The following is a 21,038-nucleotide window of genomic DNA, read 5'->3' as shown; positions in this document are numbered from 1 at the left end:
ACATAAGGTATGGGGCTTTGATAGCTGTAGTGTACCTTATTCTACTATAAGAACGTTATCTGTAGCTGTTTTGTTAAGTGGGCAGAAGTATACGTACTCACCTTTTTTAAGTGTAGTTGCGTTTGAGCTACCTGTCGTATTGTTGGGTACAACGGCAGTTACATAAGCTGTTTTAATGTGATTTTCTGGATTTGAAATGTCTTTACCTTTTGGTACTAAAACAAACCCTACATCTGTACCTACATTGTTATTTGCAATAGAGAAGGTGTAAGTTCCCTCATTTACAACAATTTGTTTTTGAGTAAACTCACCTTTAGTTTGCTCTAAGGCAATAACTTTTGTAGGAGCGTCTTTCATCATTTTATCTTGCGCTTGTGCTGCAAATGTTACAGATAAAAGTAAAACGAACATTGAGATTAATTTTTTCATAGCAATTTTTTTTTTTTGATTTTTAGCCTTCAATTATGAAGCTTTGTTATTAATAATCTCTTTGACGCTGGTTTTACAATGCACTTACAAGTTTTATAGAACTTTAAGAGTGAAACGCTGTAACCTATTTAAAATGAGTGTATTTAATTTTTATTTTTTTAAATGTAAGATCCATAACAGGTGTTTGTATCGTATAATGATTGTAAATGCTATTTGAGCGTATAAGGTTTCGTTTATAATAGAATAATAAATAGCCATCATTATCTATACCCTCCTCTGGATAACAAAAGGTCTTAGCACAATATGCTAAGACCTTTTCTAATTTTAAACCATAAAAAAGCCTTTCTTATTATAGAAAGGCTTTTTGTTTATATGTTTAGATGATTAGTCTACTAAGTTCTCAACATCGTCTACTGCATTTTCAACAGCATTACCTACTTTTTCTCCAGTTGTTTTTTCTCTACAGCTAGAAAATGAAAGTGTAAATATGGCTACGGCTACTAGTGTTAAAAATTTCTTTGTCATAATGTTTGATTTTAATGGTTACTTGTTTTTTTTTTTGATAATGTTCTTCTACATAAAAAGGAAGTTGTCATTCATTATCTTGAATTAAAAGTACATTGGTTTTTGAGCAACCTGTTTCGACTTAACGATATTTAACATCAAAATCATAAAAAAAGAAAAAAAACGCTAGCAAGGTAAATGCTAGCCTTATTACTATCTTTAATTTTGAGACGTTAGATGTAGCGACCATTTTTTTACACCTGCTTGTAGTTTATTTGCGGCTCTATATAACTGCTTTGCCCTTTTGTCTTTAGGTTGATACAAGTCCTCAAGGGTATTACATAGAGATAATATCTTTTCTACACGTTCTTCTATGGTGTTTTTAAAAAACAATTTTTTGCCATAATCTACTGTAATAGAAGCTTCGGCGATGGTCATAGGTAATGATAATGCGCTGGTAGAAATATTTTCTGTAAGGTGTGCAGCTAGCTTTCTTTGCTTCAAGCATCTCCATTTACTGGCGCATAAATTGTTTTTAGACAGCTTTCGCGAAAGCGTAAAAAACGCAACAGCATCTCTGTAAGCTGTGCACTGAGATGCGTCTTTGTGGTTTGCGATTTGTATGTCTTTTAAAGTAAGCATTGTGAACGTAAAAATACAAGCTTGCTTTGAGATGCTTATTTATTTTTTTAAGTTAATAGCTAGTATTGCTTAATAATAAGTGTATTTTTAACTATAAACTTTAAATACTATGATTGATTCTTTAAATAATCGCATTTTACAATGTTTACAAGAGGATGCTAGGCAGTCTAATACGGCTATAGCAAAAAAGGTGGGCGTGAGCTCTCCAGCAGTGGGTGAGCGCATACGTAAAATGGAAGATGCAGGTATTTTACAAGGGTATAAAGCAATAGTTAATCCAGAGGCAATGGGCTATCAACTTAAGGCTATAATAACAATACGAGCATTTATGGGTAAGCTTAAGCCATTTATAGAAAATGTAAAAAAATGGGAAGAGGTAGTAAACTGTTATCGTATTACTGGTAATGAGAATATAGTGATGGAAGTTGTACTACGTAACCAGAAGCATCTAGAAGAGCTTATAGATAGAGTGATTACCTATGGCGAGTCAAAAACCCAGATTGTATTATCTCACGTAGTGTCTTATAATCCTATTGTTAAATAAGGTCATCATCATCTCCATCATCCCAGTCGTCTTCTAAGTCTCTTAAGAAGGACTTACTGTCAAAACTCATTGTATCTACAGGATCATCATAAGATACTCCAGGTGGATTAAATAATCCCCAGCGATCTATGATAAAGTTTTTTGTACTAAAGGATTGCACCCACTCTGCAAAGAGTGGTCTAAACTCTTCGACTGCATCATAAAGTAGTTCTAAGTACTCTGCTTCTTTATAACCAGAGGCTTGTAATCCCTTACTATCTGTAATAATTTCTTTTGCTGCTTTACGTATAATGGTTGCATTTTCCATTTTATGATCATAAAGATCAGTACTATCTGCTGTAGCGATTTCTGACGGAATAAGAAGTGCATTTTCCATCATTTGTCTCGTGTATCGTTCGTACAATCTAAGCTTATAGTGAGTGCTAGGATGAGGGTCGTCAAGGTGTATGCCCTCTATAATATGCTCTACAAGGTGCAGTATTACAAGAGCTTGTTTAAAAACAGGTAGTTTTCGCCACTCGTCTAGTTCACTGTTAAAACGTTCATCTTCGTCATTTATCATAAATTGGCTAGTAAAGTTGGTAATATTAGATCCAATCGGTGATAATTACCTAGAGGTTCCTTATAAATGTACGGCTTATTTGGCTTCTAAGTTTCTTGTAATGCCGTATGTAGGGTACTTTTCGACAAGTAGATATAAACACCCGATGAGCGGATAGCTTTTTCTATTTTAAAAAGTATTTGTACGTATTGCGACACAGTTGTAACTACTTTATTTACCTAAATATGATATCCTGCAGCTCTCTTGAGTAAAAAACACAACAGATTAATACTGTTAAAAACTCCGTTATTTTTTGTCGAATTATATAGCCGGTATCTTTGTATAATTATGCTATTTTTGCCTATGCAAAATAACGTTCTCATCTTAGACTTCGGGTCTCAATATACGCAGTTAATAGCACGACGTGTGCGTGAGTTAAATATCTACTGCGAGATTAAACCATTTAACAATCAACCTAAAGATCTGTCTTCTTACAAGGCTGTAATCTTATCTGGGTCTCCACACTCTGTACGTAGTGAAGATGCACCGCATCCTGACCTTTCAGAGATAAAAGGAAAAAAACCATTACTGGGTGTATGTTATGGAGCGCAATACTTAGCACAATTTTTTGATGGAGAGGTAGGGCAGTCTAACACACGTGAGTATGGTCGTGCAAAACTGTCTATGGTAGAAGAGGGTGAGACCTTTTTAGAAGGAGTATCTACGGGTAGTCAAGTATGGATGAGTCACAGTGATACTATAAAAAAATTACCAGCAGGAGCAAAGCGCATAGCCTCTACCCACGATGTAGAAAATGCAGGGTATAAAATAGAAGGTGAAGACACTTATGGTATACAGTTTCACCCAGAGGTATATCACTCTACAGATGGGAAGAAAATATTAGAAAACTTCTTAGTAAAAATCGCTGGTGTAGCACAAACCTGGACACCAGATGCCTTTGTAGATACCACTGTGGCAGATCTTAAGGATAAACTTGGAGAGGATCGCGTGATACTCGGTCTTTCTGGAGGTGTAGATAGTACTGTTGCAGCAACACTACTACATAAAGCAATAGGAAAAAACCTGTATTGCATCTTTGTAAATAACGGTCTATTACGCAAAGATGAGTTTACTCAAGTACTTAAACAGTATGAAGGTATGGGACTCAATGTAAAAGGAGTAGATGCTTCGGCACGCTTCTTGGAAGCACTTGAGGGAGAAAGCGACCCAGAGACAAAGCGTAAGGCTATAGGTCGTGTTTTTGTAGAAGTTTTTGATGATGAAAGCAAGCTTGTAGAAAATGCCAAATGGCTTGGGCAAGGTACCATCTATCCAGATGTGATAGAGTCTGTAAGTGCAACAGGAGGTCCTAGCGCTACCATAAAATCTCACCACAATGTAGGAGGTTTACCAGATTATATGACACTAGAGGTAGTAGAACCTCTTAGAATGTTATTTAAAGATGAAGTGCGTAGAGTAGGAGCAAGTATGGGATTATCTCCAGAGCTTTTAGGTAGACACCCTTTTCCGGGACCTGGTCTAGCTATTAGAATACTTGGTGATATCACTGCAGAGAAAGTACGCATACTACAAGAGGTAGATCATATATTTATAAGTGGTCTTCGTGAGTGGGGATTATATGATAAGGTATGGCAAGCAGGAGCAATGCTTCTCCCAGTAAACTCTGTAGGAGTAATGGGTGACGAGCGTACCTATGAAAAATGTGTAGCATTAAGAGCTGTAGAGAGTACTGATGGTATGACGGCAGACTGGGTAAATCTTCCTTACGAATTTTTACAAAAAGTGTCTAACGATATAATTAATAAGGTAAAAGGCGTTAATAGAGTAGTATATGACATAAGCTCTAAGCCACCAGCCACTATCGAGTGGGAATAAAATATGAATATGACTAAATATATTGCAGCAATAGCGGTTGTTTTTTGTTTCGCTTTCGCGAAAGCGAACTCAACCACAGCAGTTTCAAAAGCATCTAGTAACTTTTTTCAAAAATTTATATCTCACCAAGTAAAAGGAGGTGAGACTGTAAAGGATATTGCAAAGAAGTACGGTATAGGTGAGAAGGAAATCACAAAGCTCAACCCAGATGCCAAGAAGGAAATTTATGATGGTTTAGTTCTTATTTTACCAGCCTCTTCACAAGTAACCACGCAAGTTGTAGAACAAGATAATCTTACCTTTAAGACACATAAAGTAAAACGTAAGGAGACGCTTTATAGCTTATCAAAACGTTATGGTGTTCCTCAAGATGTTATAAAGAGATACAACAAGCGTTTATATAGTGAGACACTTAGAAAGGGGGATAAACTACGTATCCCAACTAACTATAAACCAGAAATAGTTACCGAGTCTGTAGTATCACTTCCAGAGTCTACAACAGCCGCACTAGAGCAAACCACACATAAGGTAATTGCAAAAGAGACTAAATACGGTATTGCTAGAAAGTACGGTATCACAATAGCAGAGCTAGAGCAGGTAAACCCACAAGTAAAAGATGGTCTTAAAATAGGCGATGTGATTAATGTGCCTAAGGCAAACTTTGCAGAAAGTACTATTATTAATAATGAAAAGTATGCTTTTTATGAAGTTAAGAAAGGCAATACAATGTATAGCTTGCTACGTTCTTTGAACCTTGAAGCAGATGAACTTTTAACACTTAACCCAGCACTAGATGAAGGTCTTAAGGAAGGTATGATACTTAAAGTACCTAAGGGAAGTCCAGGATCAGATAATCCTACACCTGCATATGGCGAAACCTCTGCGCAACCAGAGGTGATAATGGTACCTGGAAAGAAAGGTAGTCTTGAAACTAGCCTAACAGATTTTTCGACAAAACGAATAGCGGTAATGTTACCTTTTGGTGTAAACCGTGTTTCAAGTGATAATATAGAGACTAATGAGGATTTACTTAAAAATGATCGTATACTACGTTTATCATTAGATTTATATAGCGGTATCCTTATGGCTGCAGAAGATGCAAAAAAGTTAGGTATATCTGCAAGTATAGATACTTATGACACAGCATATAACCGTAAGGATGGGAAGGCAGTAAATGCTAGAAAAGTAGAGACTATTATACAGTCTAATGATTTTAACGGTGTAAATGCCGTAATAGGACCTCTTTTAGGAAGTAATATAGATCGCGTTTCTTCTATGTTATCCTCGCGTAATATTCCTGTAATATCCCCTATATCTAATAAGGTAATCGGGCGCGGTAATATATTTGTCTCAAAACCTAACGATGTATTGTTAAGAGACAAAATGCTATCATTCCTCAAAGAAAATGGAGAGGGCAAAAATATTGTCATTATTGCAGATGCTAAAAACGGAAGTACAAAATCTAAAATTAAGGCACTTTTTCCAAATGCTAAGACTGTTGCACCTAGGTCTGGAGATAAAGGCTACTTTTTATATCCAGATGATATCCCTAGTCAACTCTCAGACGAGCTTGAAAACTGGGTGTTCTTAGAGTCTAACGATGTACCATTAATAAGTAATGTTACGACTAACCTAAATGCTCAAGTGGGGGTTCGTAAGATCGTATTACTCACAACAAATAGAGGTAGTGCATATAATAGTGACGAGATACAACACGAGCACTTAAAAAATCTTTCATTTCACTTTCCATCAGTAGAGAAGGAGTATAAGTATAAAGATGTAAAAGCCTTTGTAGATAATTATGAGACTAAGTATGGAGTGAGCCCAAGTAAAGAAGCCATACGTGGTTATGATCTTATGTATGACACACTACTACGTCTAGCTTATGCTCAAGACTTATATAGAGCAGCTTCTTCTGGTGTAGAGACAGACTACATAGAGAATAAATTTAAGTATGATAGAAGAGGTGCAGGTGGTTTTTCTAACCAGGCAGTGTACTTAATAAAATATACAGACACGTTGCAACTTGAAGAAATCGTGACAACATCTTTATTAGAAGACTAGTTGAAGTTGATTATAAACTATAATAAAAGGGCGATTGAGTTATCAATCGCCCTTTTATTTTTTTATGTAGTACAATCTATAATCCACCGTTGGCCTGTAGATCTTGAATACATAAATCATCAAAATCTGGTATGCTTTCTATTGAGCTTGTATTAAAGGAATTTGTTACTGTCTGAAAATACATAAGGCAGTCCTCTACATTGCAATGTCTAGTGTTATCTGAATCTTCGTGACCAGATAAATCTGGCGTTCCCGTATTTACAAGACCAAATATGTGTCCAAACTCGTGACGTATAGTAGAGGTCTCTATAAGTGTTCTATTAATAGGTGTAGTAGAGTTATTTGCCAGTTCAATAAAGGTTTTCTCATAAATAACCATAGACGTATTTCTATACGCAGAGCCTAGTACTACAGAGTTACCACTGTCTCCCTCGCTGCGCTCGTCAGAAAAGAAAAGCCACACGCCTAGTTCATCACCATTGTTAAACACCGTTCTATTCGCATCCTCAATAGCTACTATCTCGTTTATATCATAAGGTCCAGTTTCATCTGTTGTTATAATAGATTCTACCATTGTAATACCGTCTGGTTTATCCAGTCTTTCTTCTAAAAATGGTAAGAGTAAATCTAGGGTTTGCTGTGTAGGTCTAAAACCTTGTGGGTAAGCTATCTCTACACGCATACTTGTAAAGTCCTCACTAGATAGTAGTTCTGCAGCAGAGCTTCCTAGAGGTTGTTGGTTTGCGGCATTTTCATTTGTTTCTGGAACAGTTGTTGTATCATCGTCACTACAACCTAAAGCGATAGTAAGGATAAGGATTAAAAATGTGAGATATTGTGAGGATTTCATATGTTATATGTTCTATATTTATCGCTATAATTTAATCGTAAAAATGATGAAAAAATTACTTTTAGCCATATTTTTTATTTCTTCTCTGACTATTCAGGCTCAAGATACTAGTTATCACGAAGATGTACTTGCTTATTTTAAAGTAAACGGAACAGAGGCACAATATAGTAATGCTACAGATGGTCTTTTTGATCTTCTTAAAAAGCAATACGAAAGTCAGAATGTGCCAGAATCTGTATGGACAGAGCTTAAAGCAGACTCTCCAAAACAGGTAGAGCGTGTATTAAATATGCTAGTTTCTGCTTACAGAGGGACATATAGTCACGAGGATATCCAGAATATGCTTGCCTTTTATGAAACAGGTACAGGTCGCCAGTTACTTGCAGATAGAACAGCGCTAGATTATGAACAGCAAAAAGAAGCTTCTGTATTTTACAATACACCTACAGGACAAAAAATATTAATGGCAGAGCCAGATATCGCACAAAATATAGGTGAGATTTCTCAAATATGGAGTAGAGATTTATATCGCTCTATGGTAGATAAACTTGCCGAAAAGGGTTACTCTATGTAAGCGATAGCCTTGCAAGATAATCATAATGATCACCTTCAAAAATGAGCTCACACTTGAGCTCATTTTTTTTTGCATACCACTCAAGCTTTGCATAATCTAGATATAACCAGTCAAAAGTGTCTCCCTGCACACCCTTGTAACTCATACTGTAAGTAACTTCACCATAATAATCACGATGGGTGTCTACCCAGAAACCACCATCTTCGTCTTCAAACATATAGACAATATCAGAACCATCTATGAGAATTTGCCCTTCAGGCGATAGTAGTGATTTGAGATGTTTTAAATAGCTATCTATTTTTTGCACTTTTTCAAATATTCCCGTACCGTTCATTAGTAATAGTAGCGTGTCGTAAGTGCCCTTGTGATCAAGTAAAGCCTCGTGTATAGAATTTTTAAGACCACGCTTTCGCGAAAGCGTAACAGCCCCCTCACTTATATCAAGACCAGTAACATCAAGGCCTTGCTCTTGTAACCAGAGACTATGGCTACCAGCACCACTGCCTATATCAAGTATTTTACCTTTAGAAAGTTCTAAAGCTTTCTGTTCAAGTAAAGGCATTTCTTTAAAATCTCTGAATAGATAAGGAACGGGTATCACATCATCTTCGGCTATAGAGGAGTGTACCACAATATCTTCTGTATACTCATCATTCATAAAATCAAGAAGCGCTGCCCCAAAAATATCTACCTTTGTACCCATACCTTTATTATTACCTTTGCGCGATGGAAGAAGTATTAAAAAGCCTCCCACAGCTGGCCAAAGATAAGCAGAATGAGAACAAAAAATTCTTTGCAAAGCTGCGCAATAAACCGCCAAAAAAACTTGACTACATAATGCAAGAATTGCACGAAGAGGAGTTTGAAAGAACAGACTGCCTTACGTGTGCAAATTGTTGTAAAACCACAGGACCTTTATTTACAGATAAGGATATACAGCGTATTTCAAAACACTTCAGAATGAAGGAATTTGATTTTATTAAAACTTATTTGAGAGTAGATGAAGATAAGGACTATGTACTGCAGGAAACCCCGTGTACCTTTCTAGGAGCAGATAATTACTGCTCTATATATGAGGTGCGCCCTAAGGCTTGCAGAGAGTTTCCGCACACGGATAGAAAAAAGTTTCAGCAAATCTCTAAGCTCACGTTAGAAAACGTAAAAATGTGCCCAGCTGCCTTTAATATCGTAGAAGAAATGAAAAAGCGTATTAAGTTGTAATAATATAACTTTAAAGCTATAAAGCCTTTGCAATTTCCATACCGCCAAAGACCGCAAGTATCCCTAGCGCAAAACTAGCGATAGCATAAAGTGCAAAAGTCATAAAGTCTCCAGATTTAAGAAACACGTGGTTCTCATAAGCAAAGGTTGAGAAGGTCGTAAACCCGCCACAAAATCCTGTAGCCAGTAGCAAGGCTGTATTACTAGAAAGCGAATTGTTTTTAAGCGCCCACCCTAAAATGATACCTATAAGTAAACTACCCAGCACGTTTGCAGCAAAGGTCCCATAAGGTATTCCCGTTGTTGTGCTGTTAAGGTATTTACCTAATAGATATCTGGCTACACTGCCAGTGCCACCACCTATAAAAACGAGTAAGAGCGATTTCAAATTGGTTTATTTTATATCTTCTATAGGTACATAAATCTCTGTCACCCAGTTTGCAGGGTTAGGGTGATTTTGAGGATCTGTTACGTACACCTCAAATGGCTTTTCGCTTGATAATGTGTATCCTTGATCTTGTACATATTGCATCGCTGTTGCCCAGGCTTCACCTAGGTTAACATAATTGCCACGTAAGGTTGCCTTTACAGCAGTAACCGTAGGCATATAACCACTAAAGACGTTTGCATCACCTGCAACAATTATTTTTTCTCTTACCGGTAGGGCATTAGTCATAATAACATCACCATTATCTAGCGTCTCATTATATATAGTAAATGGCATCCCACTTATTGCGATGTTGTTTTCATTCATAAAAGCAGTAATACCACCATAATTCTCACCCATTATTTGAGAAACTTTATTAGCCTTTGCAGAGGTAGTTCTATAAAGGTAAAAACCGCCGCTGTATTGCGTGATACCATCTACATTAACAGTGTATTTTGAGATTTCTTTTCTGGCTGCAGCTTCCAGTCCTGTAAGCCCTTCATCATACATCGCCATCATATCACCATCAAAGTCCATACCTGTGATGGCATAGTACACCTTATCCATAAGTGTATGCTCTCCTTGTATACCCCAGGTAACGATGGTTGCTAGTTCTGGTGTAGTTTCAAAAGTCCAGTAAACCTCTGGCTTGCGCTCTCCACCTGGAGTTTGTAAAGTCATATCCTGTTTTATAGAAGTATGAGGTATAGCCTCTGTGGTAGTCATACTACCATCCATCTCACCTTGCCAGCTGTATGAAGCACCCTCGCCAGATGTTTTATCTGCATAGTTAAAAACCATTGTAGGCTCTTCTTTTTTCCAAGGTCCCCAGTCTTCCCACGTTTTATACTCGTTTACAATATCATAAATCACCTCTTTTGGTGCATTCATCGTGCGTGTAGATTCTATTTGATAAGTGCCGTCTTGTGTACCAAAATAAATAGCACCTCCTATAACTACGATAAGAATAAGAAAAAGGAAGAATTTTAAAAATTTCATTGGTGATGTTTTGGTTTATGGGTAAAGATAATAAAATTCATCGTGTGGAATTTCGTTATATTTACGACCATTATTTACACAAAACATATGAAATATAAAGGAGTATACGCACTTGCCATTGCCGCTATGGTAGCAATAGGATGCGCAGAAGACAAGAAGGGTGATAACGCTTTCGCGAAAGCGGAAAAAACCGCCACCACAGACTTTGATTTTACAGTAGGTCAGTTTGCAGATATTAAAATACTACGTTATCAAATACCAGGATTTGAAGATCTTACACTAAAAGAGCAAAAGCTAGTGTACTATATGACACAGGCTGGTCTTGCTGGTCGTGATATTATGTGGGCTCAAAACTACAGACATAATCTTGCTATTAGAGAGGCTCTTGAGACTGTATATACATCAGATAAGGTTGAAAAAACAGGCGAAGAGTGGGCGCAGTTTGAAACATACCTAAAGAGAATCTGGTTTGCAAACGGGATACACCACCACTATAGTAATGCAAAGATGAAACCTGCCTTCTCACCAGAGTATCTTAAAAAAGTGCTTGCAGAGAGCGGTGCTACGCTGGAAGGTGAAGCTTTTGATGTACTTTTTAATGATAAAGACAGCAAGAAGGTAAACCTCTCTAAAGATGCAGATATTGTACTTGAGAGTGCGATAAATTTTTATGGCCCAGATGTTACCACAGCAGAGGCAGAGCAGTTTTATGACGCCATAAAAGTAGATGCAAATGAGCCTATAGAAAAAGGACTTAATACACGTCTAGTAAAAGAAAACGGAAAACTTGTAGAGCAAGTTTATAAAAGTGGCGGTCTTTATGGAGAGGCGATAGATAATATTATAGGATGGCTAGAAAAAGCAAAAACTGTTGCCGAAAATGAGCAACAAGAAAAAGCCTTAGGATTACTTATCGAGTACTACCAGACGGGAAGTCTAGACACTTGGGATGATTACTGTATTGCCTGGGCAACTTCTACCGAGGGAAATATAGACTGGATAAACGGCTTTATAGAAGTATATAATGATCCTAAGGGATATAAGGGATCTTATGAAACCATCGTACAAATCAAAGATTTTGATATGTCAAAAAAGATGGCTGTACTCTCAACAGAGGCACAATGGTTTGAAGACAACTCACCACTTATGCCAGAGCATAAAAAAGAAACTGTAAAAGGTGTTTCTTATAAAACAGTAATTGTTGCTGGTGAGGCCGGAGATGCATCACCTTCTACACCTATAGGAGTAAATTTACCTAACAATAACTGGATACGCCAGACCCACGGTAGTAAGTCTGTATCGCTAGGTAACATAATAAACGCATATAACAATGCGGGAAGTTCTGGACGTCTTAAAGAGTTTGCACACGATGAAGAAGAGATTGCGCTAGAGGAGCAATATGGTCAACTAGGAGATAAACTTCACACAGCGCTACACGAAGTAGTAGGTCACGCCTCTGGTCAAATTAATAAAGGAGTAGGGACACCTAAGGAAACACTTAAACGTTATAAGTCTACCATAGAAGAGGGTAGAGCAGACCTTTTTGGGTTATACTATCTTATGGATCCAAAACTTCAAGAACTAGGTCTTGTAGAAGACTGGGAGAAAACGGGTAAGGCTGCTTATGACGGTTACATACGTAACGGTCTTATGACGCAACTTATACGTTTAGAACTTGGTGATATGGTAGAAGAAGCACATATGGTAAATCGCCAGTGGGTGAGTGCTTGGTCTTACGAGCGCGGTCTAGAAGATAATGTGATAGAAAAAGTTACTAGAGATGGTAAGACATACTATAACATAAATGACTATGTAAAGCTGCGTGAGATTTTTGGAGAACTTCTTAGAGAGACACAACGCATCACTTCTGAAGGAGATTATGAAGCTGCAAAAAATCTTGTAGAAGATTATGGAGTACAAGTAGATCAAGACATTCACAAAGAAGTGCTTGACCGCAACAGCCAGTTTAAAAGCGCACCTTACAGCGGTTTTGTAAACCCAGCTATTGTGCCTACTATGGATGGTGAGGAGATCACTGGTTTTTCTATCCAGCAGCCAGAGAGCTTTGAGTCACAAATGCTAGAATATGCATCTAAGTATGGATCACTAAAATAGTGTTATAACGCTTTCGCGAAAAGTAAAAAGGCTCTCTTTCAACATTGAAAGAGAGCCTTTTTTAATTCATAAAATAAAGAAAGCCCCACCGTATGAGAAGTACAATGGAGCTTATCTAAACAAAGTTTTGAGGGATATTATAAATCTCTTAATACTCTACTTACAGCGTGTATAACGCCATTTGTAGCCTGTACATTTGTAGCAACTATTGGGTTCTCACCATTATCTGGATCAATTGCCGCTGCAGGATCTGCCTGTATAGTAATATTTGTACCGCCTAGTGTTTCTACCATCATTCCATCAAGACCAGCAAGATCTTCTGCTCTTACATTTGCTCCAGCAATAACGTGTAGTTCGAGTGTAGCAGCGAGTGTAGCAGTATCAATATCATCTAGAGAATCTACACCAAGATCAGTAAGTAAATTTTCAAAAGCCGTGTTTACGGGAGCAAGCACAGTAAACGGCGCAGGATCTGTTCCATTAGGAGTTTGTAAAGCACCTACGTATCCAAATGATGCATCTGCAGTAAGCGCTGATACTAATGTAGAAAAGTTAGGATCTGCCGTAGCAAATGTTGTTACATCTGGTAACCCTATTACAGTATCTACTACGTGTACAACACCATTTACTGCAACAATATCTGCAATGATTACATCAGACCCACCGTTAAGAGTAACACCGTTATCTGTATTAATATATAAGCTTAAAGGTGCATCTGCCTCACCATTAAAGGTAGCTGCAGTATTTACATAACTATTAGTAAGTGTCCCAGAGATGGCAACTGCGCCAGGTACCACGTGGTTAGATAATACTTGTGCTAGTACATCATTATCTACATCTTCTAGTGCTGCACCATCAAGAAATGTGTCAAACGCATCATTAGTAGGAGCAAAAACTGTAAAGTCTTGTTCTGTGTCGCTAAGTAGTGTTGTAAACGCTGTGTTTCCCTCATCTGTGAGTGCCGCAACTAGTGAGGTTAATGCAGGATTTGTTGTGGCAAATGTTGCTATGGTAGGTAAGGCTATTACCGTATCTACAGCGTGTATAACACCATTATCAGTTTCAATATCTGGTGTAGTCACAGATGATTGACCATTTAGAACCACCCCATCTGTTGTGTCTACATATAAACTAATATTAGCATTAGAAGAAGGCTCTGTTGCGAGATTTGTTACATAACCCGTTGTTAGGTCTGTAGATGTAAGCGTCGTGTTAAGAACGTGATTAAGTAGTACTTGTCTTAGTACGTCTGTATCTACGTCTTCTAAGGCTGCTCCGTCTAAGAAGGTTTCAAATGCAGCATTGTTAGGGGCAAATACTGTAAATGTTCCATTACCAGCAAGTGTTGCATCTAGATCTGTTTGTTGAAGTGCAGCTAGTAAAGAACTGTAGTCCTCATTTGCTGCAACAAAGTCTGCAATAGTGTTGCTTTCTCCTTCGATAATATTTCCATTATCATCATCATCATCACACGATACTGAGACAAATAGCGTTAAAGCAAGAAATGCTAGTTTTGTAAGATTAAATAAATTTTTCATAGTTTGTAGTTTTTGTTTAGTGTAAAACTAAAATAGATAAACAAAAAATAATCCCAATAAATAGTTAAAATGTCAAAATTAACAGTTTGCTTATTCCTAATTGTAGTTCATTTTCAGTGTGTTACAGCCGCTCAAGAAATTAATCAATATGACGCTGCTGGAAAGCGTCACGGCGAATGGCAAAAAACCTATGAGAGTTCAAAACAATTAAGATATACTGGATCTTTTAACCACGGTAAAGAAATAGGCGTATTTAAATTTTTTGATTCTAGTGGTGGCCATCCCACTGCTATAAAAGAATATACGACAGATTCACCTTTTGTAGATGTTACTTTTTATACAACAGAGGGAAAGAAAGTAAGTTCAGGTAAGATGAAGAACCGTAAAAGACAAGGTGAGTGGCTGTCATATCACCAAGACGGCTCCACAATTATGATAAAAGAGCAGTATAAAAATGGGCTTCTTGATGGACAGCGCAATGTCTTTTTTATAAGCGGACTTCCGGCACTTGTCGAGCAATATGTAGATGGAAACAAAGAAGGAAAGGCTAACACATATACAGAAGAGGGAAAGGTGCTTAAAAGTGTGACCTATAAACAAGATAAGCTAGAAGGGCCAGCCATCTTCTATAACGGTTATGGAGAGAAAGAAGTAGCGGGTAATTATAAGAATAATAGAAAACACGGCCTCTGGAAGTATTATAAAAATGGTCAAGTAGACAAGGAGATTAAGTATCCTCGTAATAAAATAGGCGTACAATAGTACTGTTCTGTAAGGAAATCATAGCAGTTACTACTACAATAGACTAGAGTATATAAGTAGTTATACAGTGCGTATAAAAGTAACATTTTGTCATTCTTATAATGGCTTGTTATTTCGTAATTTTGCGCCACAATTTTTTTAAGTGTTTCTAGGCACTTTATGCGAGTCTCAAAAGGGACTATTGAGTATACAATATCTAAGTAAAAGTTATGAAAACGGTAGTAGTAGGTCTAAGTGGAGGAGTAGATAGTAGTGTTACAGCATACTTGCTTAAGGAGCAGGGATACAATGTGATAGGCCTTTTTATGAAAAACTGGCACGATGACTCTGTAACAATCTCTGACGAGTGCCCGTGGCTAGATGATAGTAACGATGCGATGCTTGTTGCCGAAAAGTTAGGAATCCCTTTTCAAACGGTAGATCTTAGTGAGCAGTATCAAGAACGCATTGTAGATTATATGTTTAGAGAGTACGAGATGGGTCGCACGCCTAATCCAGATGTTCTATGTAATCGCGAGATTAAATTTGACGTGTTTATGAAAATTGCACTTTCACTGGGTGCAGACTACGTCGCAACGGGACATTACTGTCAGAAATCATCTATAGAGGTAGATGGTAAGACAGTATACCAACTTATCGCTGGGGCAGATAATAATAAAGATCAATCTTATTTTTTATGTCAGCTATCGCAGGAGCAACTGGCAAAAACGTTGTTTCCTATAGGCTATTTACAAAAGCCAGAGGTACGTGACATTGCACTGCAACAAGAACTCGTTACTGCGGGTAAGAAAGATTCTCAGGGACTTTGTTTTATAGGGAAGGTACGTCTGCCAGATTTTCTTCAGCAGCAGCTTAAACCTAAGGAAGGCGTTATCGTTGAGGTGCCAGAAACCGTTATACCCGAAGTTGCGGGTGGGGATAAGGCTAGTAACGCTTTCGCGAAAGCGGAATTAGAAAACCTTGTAAAAAAACCATCATATACCGTAGCCGAAGGAAAAGTAGTAGGGAAGCATCAAGGGGCTCATTATTTTACCATAGGCCAGCGCAAAGGACTAGGCGTAGGCGGAACGGTAGAGCCACTCTTTGTAATAGATACAGATGTAAAGGATAATGTGATATACACCGGTCAAGGTAAAAACCATAGAGGTTTATATCGTAAAGGACTTTTTGTAAAGGAAGAAGAGATACACTGGATACGAGAAGATCTTACACTTGCGGTAGATGAGACAATGCAGGTAGAGGCACGCATACGTTACCGTCAACCTCTTGAGAAAGCCACTTTATATAGAGTAGATGGGGGTATGTATGTCATATTTGACAATCCGCAAACAGCCATAGCCGAGGGGCAATTTGTAGCCTGGCATCACGGTGAGGAGTGTCTTGGTTCTGGGGTTATTTCGTAACTTACGTACGAAATCCTACGAGCCCTGGCTCATAAACTATGTCGCTATGAGATCCCTATTATTTTTAAGTCTACTGTTTGTATGCTTTTACACAAATGCCCAAGAGGCACAAGATGCCTGGGTTTATTTTGTAGATAAAGAAAATGTCACCCAGAGCCTAGAAAACCCAATAACAATACTCTCACAAGAAGCACTTGATCGTAAAGAACTACACGGTGTTATTATAGATGAGCGTGATGTCCCTGTGAATGAAAGTTACATTACTGAGATAAAATCACAAACAGGCATTACAGTGCTTGCAAAATCAAAATGGATGAACTGTGTACACGTACGTGGTACAGAAACCCAGATAGCAACACTAGAAAGCCTACCATTTGTTAGTGCCATTGAGTATGCAAATAAGAGTATTACCAGAGCTGCGACACCATTACTTTTTTCTAAAGAAGATCCTCTCCAATCTCAAAGTAGAGTAGTTTTTGAGTATGGGGCGACAGATAATCAAGTTACTATGCTATCGGTAGATGAGTTACATCTACAAGATTATACAGGTGAGGGGATGGTTATAGCCGTTATGGATTCTGGTTTTCCTGGAGTTGATGAAAATGAAGGTTTTGCACGATTGAGAGACGCAGGAAAGTTACTGGATGGTTATGATTTTGTAAGTAGAGAAGATAATGAGTTTGCATTTTCAAATAGCAGTCACGGTACACGAGTGTTGAGCGATATTGTAGGGTTTGTAGAAGATGAGTTTGTGGGAACAGCTCCAGATGCTGCTGTATATTGTTTCCGTACAGAAGATGTAGCTAGTGAAAATCCCGTAGAGGAGTCTTACTGGGTAGAAGCAGCAGAGCGAGCAGATAGTCTGGGTGTAGATGTTATAAATACCTCACTAGGCTATCGCACTTTTGACAATCCAGATTATGACTATACGTATGAAGATATGGATGGCCAGACTACCTTTATATCGCGCGGCACAAATCTCGCTTTTGAAAAAGGAATGCTTGTGGTAACTAGTGCTGGTAACAGTGGTAATGGGATGATAAGTGCTCCAGCAGATGCTTTTGGATCTTTTACGGTAGGAGCTGTAGATGAAAACGGCGATTATGCGAGTTTTAGTAGTATAGGTCCTTCTAGTGATGGTCGTATCAAACCAGATGTGGTTGCAAAGGGTGCTGGTAGTGCTGTGATAGATCAAAATAATAACATAACTACAAACAATGGTACGAGCTTTAGCTCACCTATAATGGCGGGAGCTATCACAAGCTTTTGGCAAGCAAACCCGCAACGTACTAATGCAGATGTTATGCAAATAGTGAGGGAGTCTGCTTCTCTATACACGAACCCTACGGCACAGCTTGGGTACGGAATACCAGATTTTGGCGCAGCACTAGATGATTTATTAACTCTAGAAGATTATAATAATAAGAGCACGTACCAAATCGTGCCTAATCCTGCCTCGGAGATTGCGATGATAGTATTTCCTGAAGATGTAAGCAAAGTAGATGTATATATCTATGATATTCTTGGAAAACTCGTAGCAACAAAAATAGTAGAGTCTCAGGCAAGTTATCTACCTATAGCAAATCTAAAAAAAGGAGTGTATCTCATACAGATTAATGATGGTACCACGCTCATTACACAAAAATTTATAAAGTCCTAATGAATAGAATTACTTCGTTATTTAAAATAAAATATCCTCTTATACAGGGAGGAATGATTTGGAACTCGGGATGGCGTCTTGCTAGTGCTGTAAGTGACGCTGGCGGTCTTGGTATTATAGGTGCTGCTTCTATGTATCCAGATGTGCTTGTAGAGCACGTTGAGAAGTGCAAGAAAGCTACAGATAAACCTTTTGGGGTTAATATACCTATGTTGTACCCTAACATAGAAGAGCATATGAAGACTGTAGTAGACTATAAGGTGCCTATTGTTTTTACAAGCGCAGGTAATCCAAAGCTTTGGACTAAAGAATTAAAGAAGCACGGTATTAAGGTTGTACACGTAGTAAGTAGTGTGAAGTTTGCACTAAAGGCTCAAGAAGCTGGTGTAGATGCCGTTGTAGCCGAAGGTTTTGAAGCGGGTGGTCATAATGGTCGTGAGGAAACAACAACTTTTACACTCATCCCTATGGTAAAAGATAAGATAGATGTACCTCTTATTGCAGCTGGTGGTATTGCTACGGGTAGAGGTATGCTTGCTGCAATGACACTAGGAGCAGATGGTGTACAGGTAGGAAGTAGGTTTGCAGCAAGTGATGAGTCTAGCGCGCATCAATTATTTAAACAAGCCATTATAGATACTCAAGAGGGAGATACGGTATTAACTCTTAAAGAACTGGCGCCTGTAAGACTTATAAAAAATAAATTTTATGAAGAGGTAGCAGCATTATATACTACTGCACCTACTAAAGAGCAACTAGTTCAATTATTAGGTCGTGCAAGAGCAAAGAAAGGAATGTTTGAGGGAGACCTAGATCAAGGAGAACTTGAAATAGGACAAATATCTGGACTTATAAATGACATAAAACCTGCTGCAACTATAGTGAGCGATATGATAGCGGAGTATACGGAGGCAAAAAATGCATTACTCAATTTTGATAACTGGTAATACTACTATTATAGATTAGAGAAAGGCCAACAATCACATTAGATAGTTGGCCTTTTTTTATTGGTTTTATACACCTTTGAGATGTATTAACCTTGTTATTTACTAGTTGCTCTTTTTTACATATTTTGTTACAATAACAACTTGCTGCCCTTGTATTCTACCTTCTATATGCTCTGCATTATCGTGTACTAGACTTATGTTTTTCATAAACTCTCCACGCTTTGCTGTAAAGTTTGCTCCTTTTACATCAAGATCTTTTATGAGCACGACGCTATCACCATTTGCAAGGCGTGTACCATTTGCGTCTTTGTGTATTACTGTATTCTCATCTTCTTCTATATGCTCACCTGTGGCTTTTGCCCACTCTAAGGTTTCTTCTTCTAAATACATCATATCAAGAAGATCTTGTGGCCAGCCTTCTTTACGAAGTCTAGTAAGCATACGCCACGCCACGACCTGTACAGCTGGTACAGTACTCCACATACTATCATTAAGACAGCGCCAGTGATTTACATCTACCTCCTCAGGATTTTCTATCTGAGTAATACAAGTCTTGCAAGCGAGTATATCTTCTTCTTTAGGAACTACTATAAAAGGGGAGAGGTCATACTCATTACTACAAAGTTCACAAATGATGGTACGTTTATTAAGTTCTCTTAAGCTCACGGCAATTAGTTTTTATTGATAAAAAGAATATGTAGGGTAATAGCGCGAAGAAACAAAATTTAGCCGTAAGCTAGTTATTCCTTTCGCTCTTTTTCTTGCTCGTAAAATTCACGTCCTAATTGAGCGAGAAAGGGAATACCTATTTGCTCATACTCATAAGTGTCGTCATTAAAAATTTGATTGTCATTAACAAGTATGGTGGCAGAGATTATAAAGCGTATATCATTTTGAGTATCCTCAATATATGCTGTTTCTGTAAGCGTGCCGTATGCAAACCCTACTTTGTTATAGATATGTATATTATCTGGGATGGGCGTTGTTACGTCTCCATACATAAAGAATTTTACATAGCTGTCGTAGTATTCTTCTTGATTATACTTTGCATCACGCGGGAGCGTTTTCATAGCCTTAAGTACTCTTTGTCTTGATGTTTCAGATAATTCAAACTTTTTTGAGGTTTCAAAAGAGTTGGGGAATACCAGACTTTTTACAAAATGATGTTGCTCCTGTAATGGGAAGTGATTTTTTAAACCAAAATCCATAGGCTCATTTACAAGTTTTCCATTTTCAATATAGCCCAGTCCTTTTTTATTACCTACCACATTGTTAGCAATGAGGTCTTTATCTTCTTTATTTGTGATAATAATACTTTCGGCTGTATAGCTTGGGAAAAATTGAATTGTTTTTCTAGCATTAACTGCTGCTTCAGGTGTAGCTAGTCTATGTTGTATGGTAGTTTGTGTGTAGCCTTTTTCGCGTAAGCGGGAGTTTATATAATCTCTACCTAGTAATTCATAAAGACGGTTATAAGCTTTATTATCGCTTACGGCAAAAATCTGTCGTAGATCATCACTTATGCTATGCAACTCCTCATCACCGTCTATGATGTAAGGTGTATCTAGGGTTATATCTTCTCTAGCATCTGCATATTCTGCGGCGAGTACGGCAACTGGAAGTTTTACAGTGCTTGCTGGGTAAAAGTAATTTTGTTCATTGAGTCCATAACTGTAATCTGTAAACTGCACTTCACCACTATCTGTGGAGTCAATCTGAGTAAAAAGAATCTGGACTTCGTATTTGTCTATACTATCTGTAACCCTTGTGATAAGCGGGCTAGATGAGTTAAGGGCTTTCTCTATGGGTGTAGAGCAGCTTGCCACAAATAAACATAATATAAGTACATATCTCATATTATAAATGTAGTTAGTATTCATAAAAAAGACCAGCTTAAGGCTGGTCTTTTTATAAAATATATC

At 37.7% G+C, this 21,038-nt stretch carries 21 protein-coding genes; 10 read left to right on the top strand and 11 right to left on the bottom strand.

Translation table 11 applies throughout. The annotated features are described in order from the left end of the window. Positions 1 to 36: 36 nt before the first annotated feature. The 3 genes from ACFO5T_RS10560 to ACFO5T_RS10550 all read right to left on the bottom strand — a co-directional run bounded on the left by ACFO5T_RS10560 (position 37) and on the right by ACFO5T_RS10550 (position 1,575). Positions 37 to 429, bottom strand: coding sequence for a hypothetical protein (locus ACFO5T_RS10560; RefSeq protein ID WP_021778760.1), 393 nt, complete (start codon positions 427 to 429; stop codon positions 37 to 39). 384 nt (positions 430 to 813) lie between these two features. Further along, entirely contained in the window at positions 814 to 954 is a 141-nt protein-coding gene (locus tag ACFO5T_RS10555) for a hypothetical protein (RefSeq protein ID WP_380034220.1), read from the bottom strand. 198 nt (positions 955 to 1,152) lie between these two features. Beyond that, positions 1,153 to 1,575, bottom strand: coding sequence for a hypothetical protein (locus ACFO5T_RS10550; RefSeq protein WP_380034218.1), 423 nt, complete (start codon positions 1,573 to 1,575; stop codon positions 1,153 to 1,155). 109 nt (positions 1,576 to 1,684) lie between these two features. Between ACFO5T_RS10550 and ACFO5T_RS10545 the strand changes: the two genes are divergently transcribed. Further along, positions 1,685 to 2,119 (top strand): Lrp/AsnC family transcriptional regulator, encoded by a 435-nt coding sequence (locus ACFO5T_RS10545; protein ID WP_021778763.1) that lies wholly within the window; start codon positions 1,685 to 1,687, stop codon positions 2,117 to 2,119. On the opposite strand, the gene ACFO5T_RS10540 is transcribed toward ACFO5T_RS10545, so the two are convergent. Then, positions 2,112 to 2,681: a hypothetical protein gene (locus tag ACFO5T_RS10540; RefSeq protein ID WP_380034215.1), complete on the bottom strand. Its 570-nt coding sequence runs from the start codon at positions 2,679 to 2,681 to the stop codon at positions 2,112 to 2,114. The two genes, ACFO5T_RS10545 and ACFO5T_RS10540, sit on opposite strands and share 8 nt — an antisense overlap. A 342-nt stretch (positions 2,682 to 3,023) precedes the next feature. Here ACFO5T_RS10540 and guaA point away from each other — a divergent pair, with 342 nt between their 5' ends. Continuing rightward, positions 3,024 to 4,556: a glutamine-hydrolyzing GMP synthase gene (gene guaA / locus ACFO5T_RS10535; protein ID WP_375252167.1), complete on the top strand. Its 1,533-nt coding sequence runs from the start codon at positions 3,024 to 3,026 to the stop codon at positions 4,554 to 4,556. Between the two features lie 9 nt (positions 4,557 to 4,565). Continuing rightward, positions 4,566 to 6,620, top strand: coding sequence for an amino acid ABC transporter substrate-binding protein (locus ACFO5T_RS10530; RefSeq protein WP_380034213.1), 2,055 nt, complete (start codon positions 4,566 to 4,568; stop codon positions 6,618 to 6,620). A gap of 76 nt (positions 6,621 to 6,696) precedes the next feature. On the opposite strand, the gene ACFO5T_RS10525 is transcribed toward ACFO5T_RS10530, so the two are convergent. Then, on the bottom strand, positions 6,697 to 7,470 hold the full coding sequence (locus ACFO5T_RS10525; protein ID WP_380034211.1) for a zinc metalloprotease: 774 nt from the start codon (positions 7,468 to 7,470) through the stop codon (positions 6,697 to 6,699). Positions 7,471 to 7,513: 43 nt separating this feature from the next. Between ACFO5T_RS10525 and ACFO5T_RS10520 the strand changes: the two genes are divergently transcribed. Next, positions 7,514 to 8,044: a DUF2059 domain-containing protein gene (locus ACFO5T_RS10520; RefSeq protein WP_380034209.1), complete on the top strand. Its 531-nt coding sequence runs from the start codon at positions 7,514 to 7,516 to the stop codon at positions 8,042 to 8,044. Here ACFO5T_RS10520 and ACFO5T_RS10515 read toward each other — a convergent pair. After that, positions 8,037 to 8,747 carry a class I SAM-dependent methyltransferase gene (locus ACFO5T_RS10515; RefSeq protein WP_380034207.1) on the bottom strand — a complete coding sequence of 237 codons (711 nt, stop codon included), beginning with the start codon at positions 8,745 to 8,747 and terminating at the stop codon, positions 8,037 to 8,039. The genes ACFO5T_RS10520 and ACFO5T_RS10515 overlap by 8 nt on opposite strands. A 23-nt stretch (positions 8,748 to 8,770) precedes the next feature. Here ACFO5T_RS10515 and ACFO5T_RS10510 point away from each other — a divergent pair, with 23 nt between their 5' ends. Continuing rightward, entirely contained in the window at positions 8,771 to 9,265 is a 495-nt protein-coding gene (locus ACFO5T_RS10510; RefSeq protein ID WP_021778770.1) for a YkgJ family cysteine cluster protein, read from the top strand. Positions 9,266 to 9,281: 16 nt separating this feature from the next. Here the strand turns inward: ACFO5T_RS10510 and crcB are convergent, their stop codons facing one another. Together crcB and ACFO5T_RS10500 are read right to left on the bottom strand one after the other, a co-directional pair. Beyond that, entirely contained in the window at positions 9,282 to 9,653 is a 372-nt protein-coding gene (gene crcB / locus ACFO5T_RS10505; RefSeq protein ID WP_021778771.1) for a fluoride efflux transporter CrcB, read from the bottom strand. A gap of 6 nt (positions 9,654 to 9,659) precedes the next feature. Continuing rightward, positions 9,660 to 10,691 carry an SRPBCC family protein gene (locus ACFO5T_RS10500; RefSeq protein WP_021778772.1) on the bottom strand — a complete coding sequence of 344 codons (1,032 nt, stop codon included), beginning with the start codon at positions 10,689 to 10,691 and terminating at the stop codon, positions 9,660 to 9,662. Positions 10,692 to 10,778: 87 nt separating this feature from the next. Between ACFO5T_RS10500 and ACFO5T_RS10495 the strand changes: the two genes are divergently transcribed. Continuing rightward, on the top strand, positions 10,779 to 12,806 hold the full coding sequence (locus ACFO5T_RS10495; RefSeq protein WP_380034204.1) for a dipeptidyl-peptidase 3 family protein: 2,028 nt from the start codon (positions 10,779 to 10,781) through the stop codon (positions 12,804 to 12,806). A gap of 137 nt (positions 12,807 to 12,943) precedes the next feature. Here ACFO5T_RS10495 and ACFO5T_RS10490 read toward each other — a convergent pair whose 3' ends face one another. Continuing rightward, positions 12,944 to 14,344, bottom strand: a complete 1,401-nt coding sequence (locus tag ACFO5T_RS10490; protein WP_380034202.1) for a fasciclin domain-containing protein — start codon at positions 14,342 to 14,344, stop codon at positions 12,944 to 12,946. Between the two features lie 69 nt (positions 14,345 to 14,413). Between ACFO5T_RS10490 and ACFO5T_RS10485 the strand changes: the two genes are divergently transcribed. From ACFO5T_RS10485 to ACFO5T_RS10470, 4 genes are all read left to right on the top strand, one after another. Continuing rightward, a complete protein-coding gene (locus tag ACFO5T_RS10485) occupies positions 14,414 to 15,106 on the top strand; it encodes a toxin-antitoxin system YwqK family antitoxin (RefSeq protein WP_380034200.1) in 693 nt (230 codons plus the stop codon). Positions 15,107 to 15,315: 209 nt separating this feature from the next. Next, the gene (gene mnmA, locus ACFO5T_RS10480; protein ID WP_380034198.1) at positions 15,316 to 16,509 is read left to right on the top strand and encodes a tRNA 2-thiouridine(34) synthase MnmA; all 1,194 of its coding nucleotides are present in this window, start codon (positions 15,316 to 15,318) and stop codon (positions 16,507 to 16,509) included. Positions 16,510 to 16,555: 46 nt separating this feature from the next. After that, on the top strand, positions 16,556 to 18,169 hold the full coding sequence (locus ACFO5T_RS10475; protein WP_380034196.1) for a S8 family serine peptidase: 1,614 nt from the start codon (positions 16,556 to 16,558) through the stop codon (positions 18,167 to 18,169). Further along, positions 18,169 to 19,116 (top strand): NAD(P)H-dependent flavin oxidoreductase, encoded by a 948-nt coding sequence (locus tag ACFO5T_RS10470; RefSeq protein ID WP_380034194.1) that lies wholly within the window; start codon positions 18,169 to 18,171, stop codon positions 19,114 to 19,116. Before ACFO5T_RS10475 ends, ACFO5T_RS10470 begins: the two co-directional genes overlap by 1 nt. Before the next feature lie 102 nt (positions 19,117 to 19,218). Here the strand turns inward: ACFO5T_RS10470 and ACFO5T_RS10465 are convergent, their stop codons facing one another. Then, positions 19,219 to 19,782 (bottom strand): PhnA domain-containing protein, encoded by a 564-nt coding sequence (locus ACFO5T_RS10465; protein WP_380034192.1) that lies wholly within the window; start codon positions 19,780 to 19,782, stop codon positions 19,219 to 19,221. A 74-nt stretch (positions 19,783 to 19,856) separates the two neighbouring features. Next, positions 19,857 to 20,996 (bottom strand): serine hydrolase, encoded by a 1,140-nt coding sequence (locus ACFO5T_RS10460; RefSeq protein WP_380034190.1) that lies wholly within the window; start codon positions 20,994 to 20,996, stop codon positions 19,857 to 19,859. Positions 20,997 to 21,038: the final 42 nt, after the last annotated feature.

Origin of the sequence: Dokdonia genika, assembly GCF_042652845.1 — a bacterium.
GTDB lineage: Bacteria > Bacteroidota > Bacteroidia > Flavobacteriales > Flavobacteriaceae > Dokdonia > Dokdonia donghaensis.
This window is presented reverse-complemented; position numbering and strand designations above follow the sequence as displayed.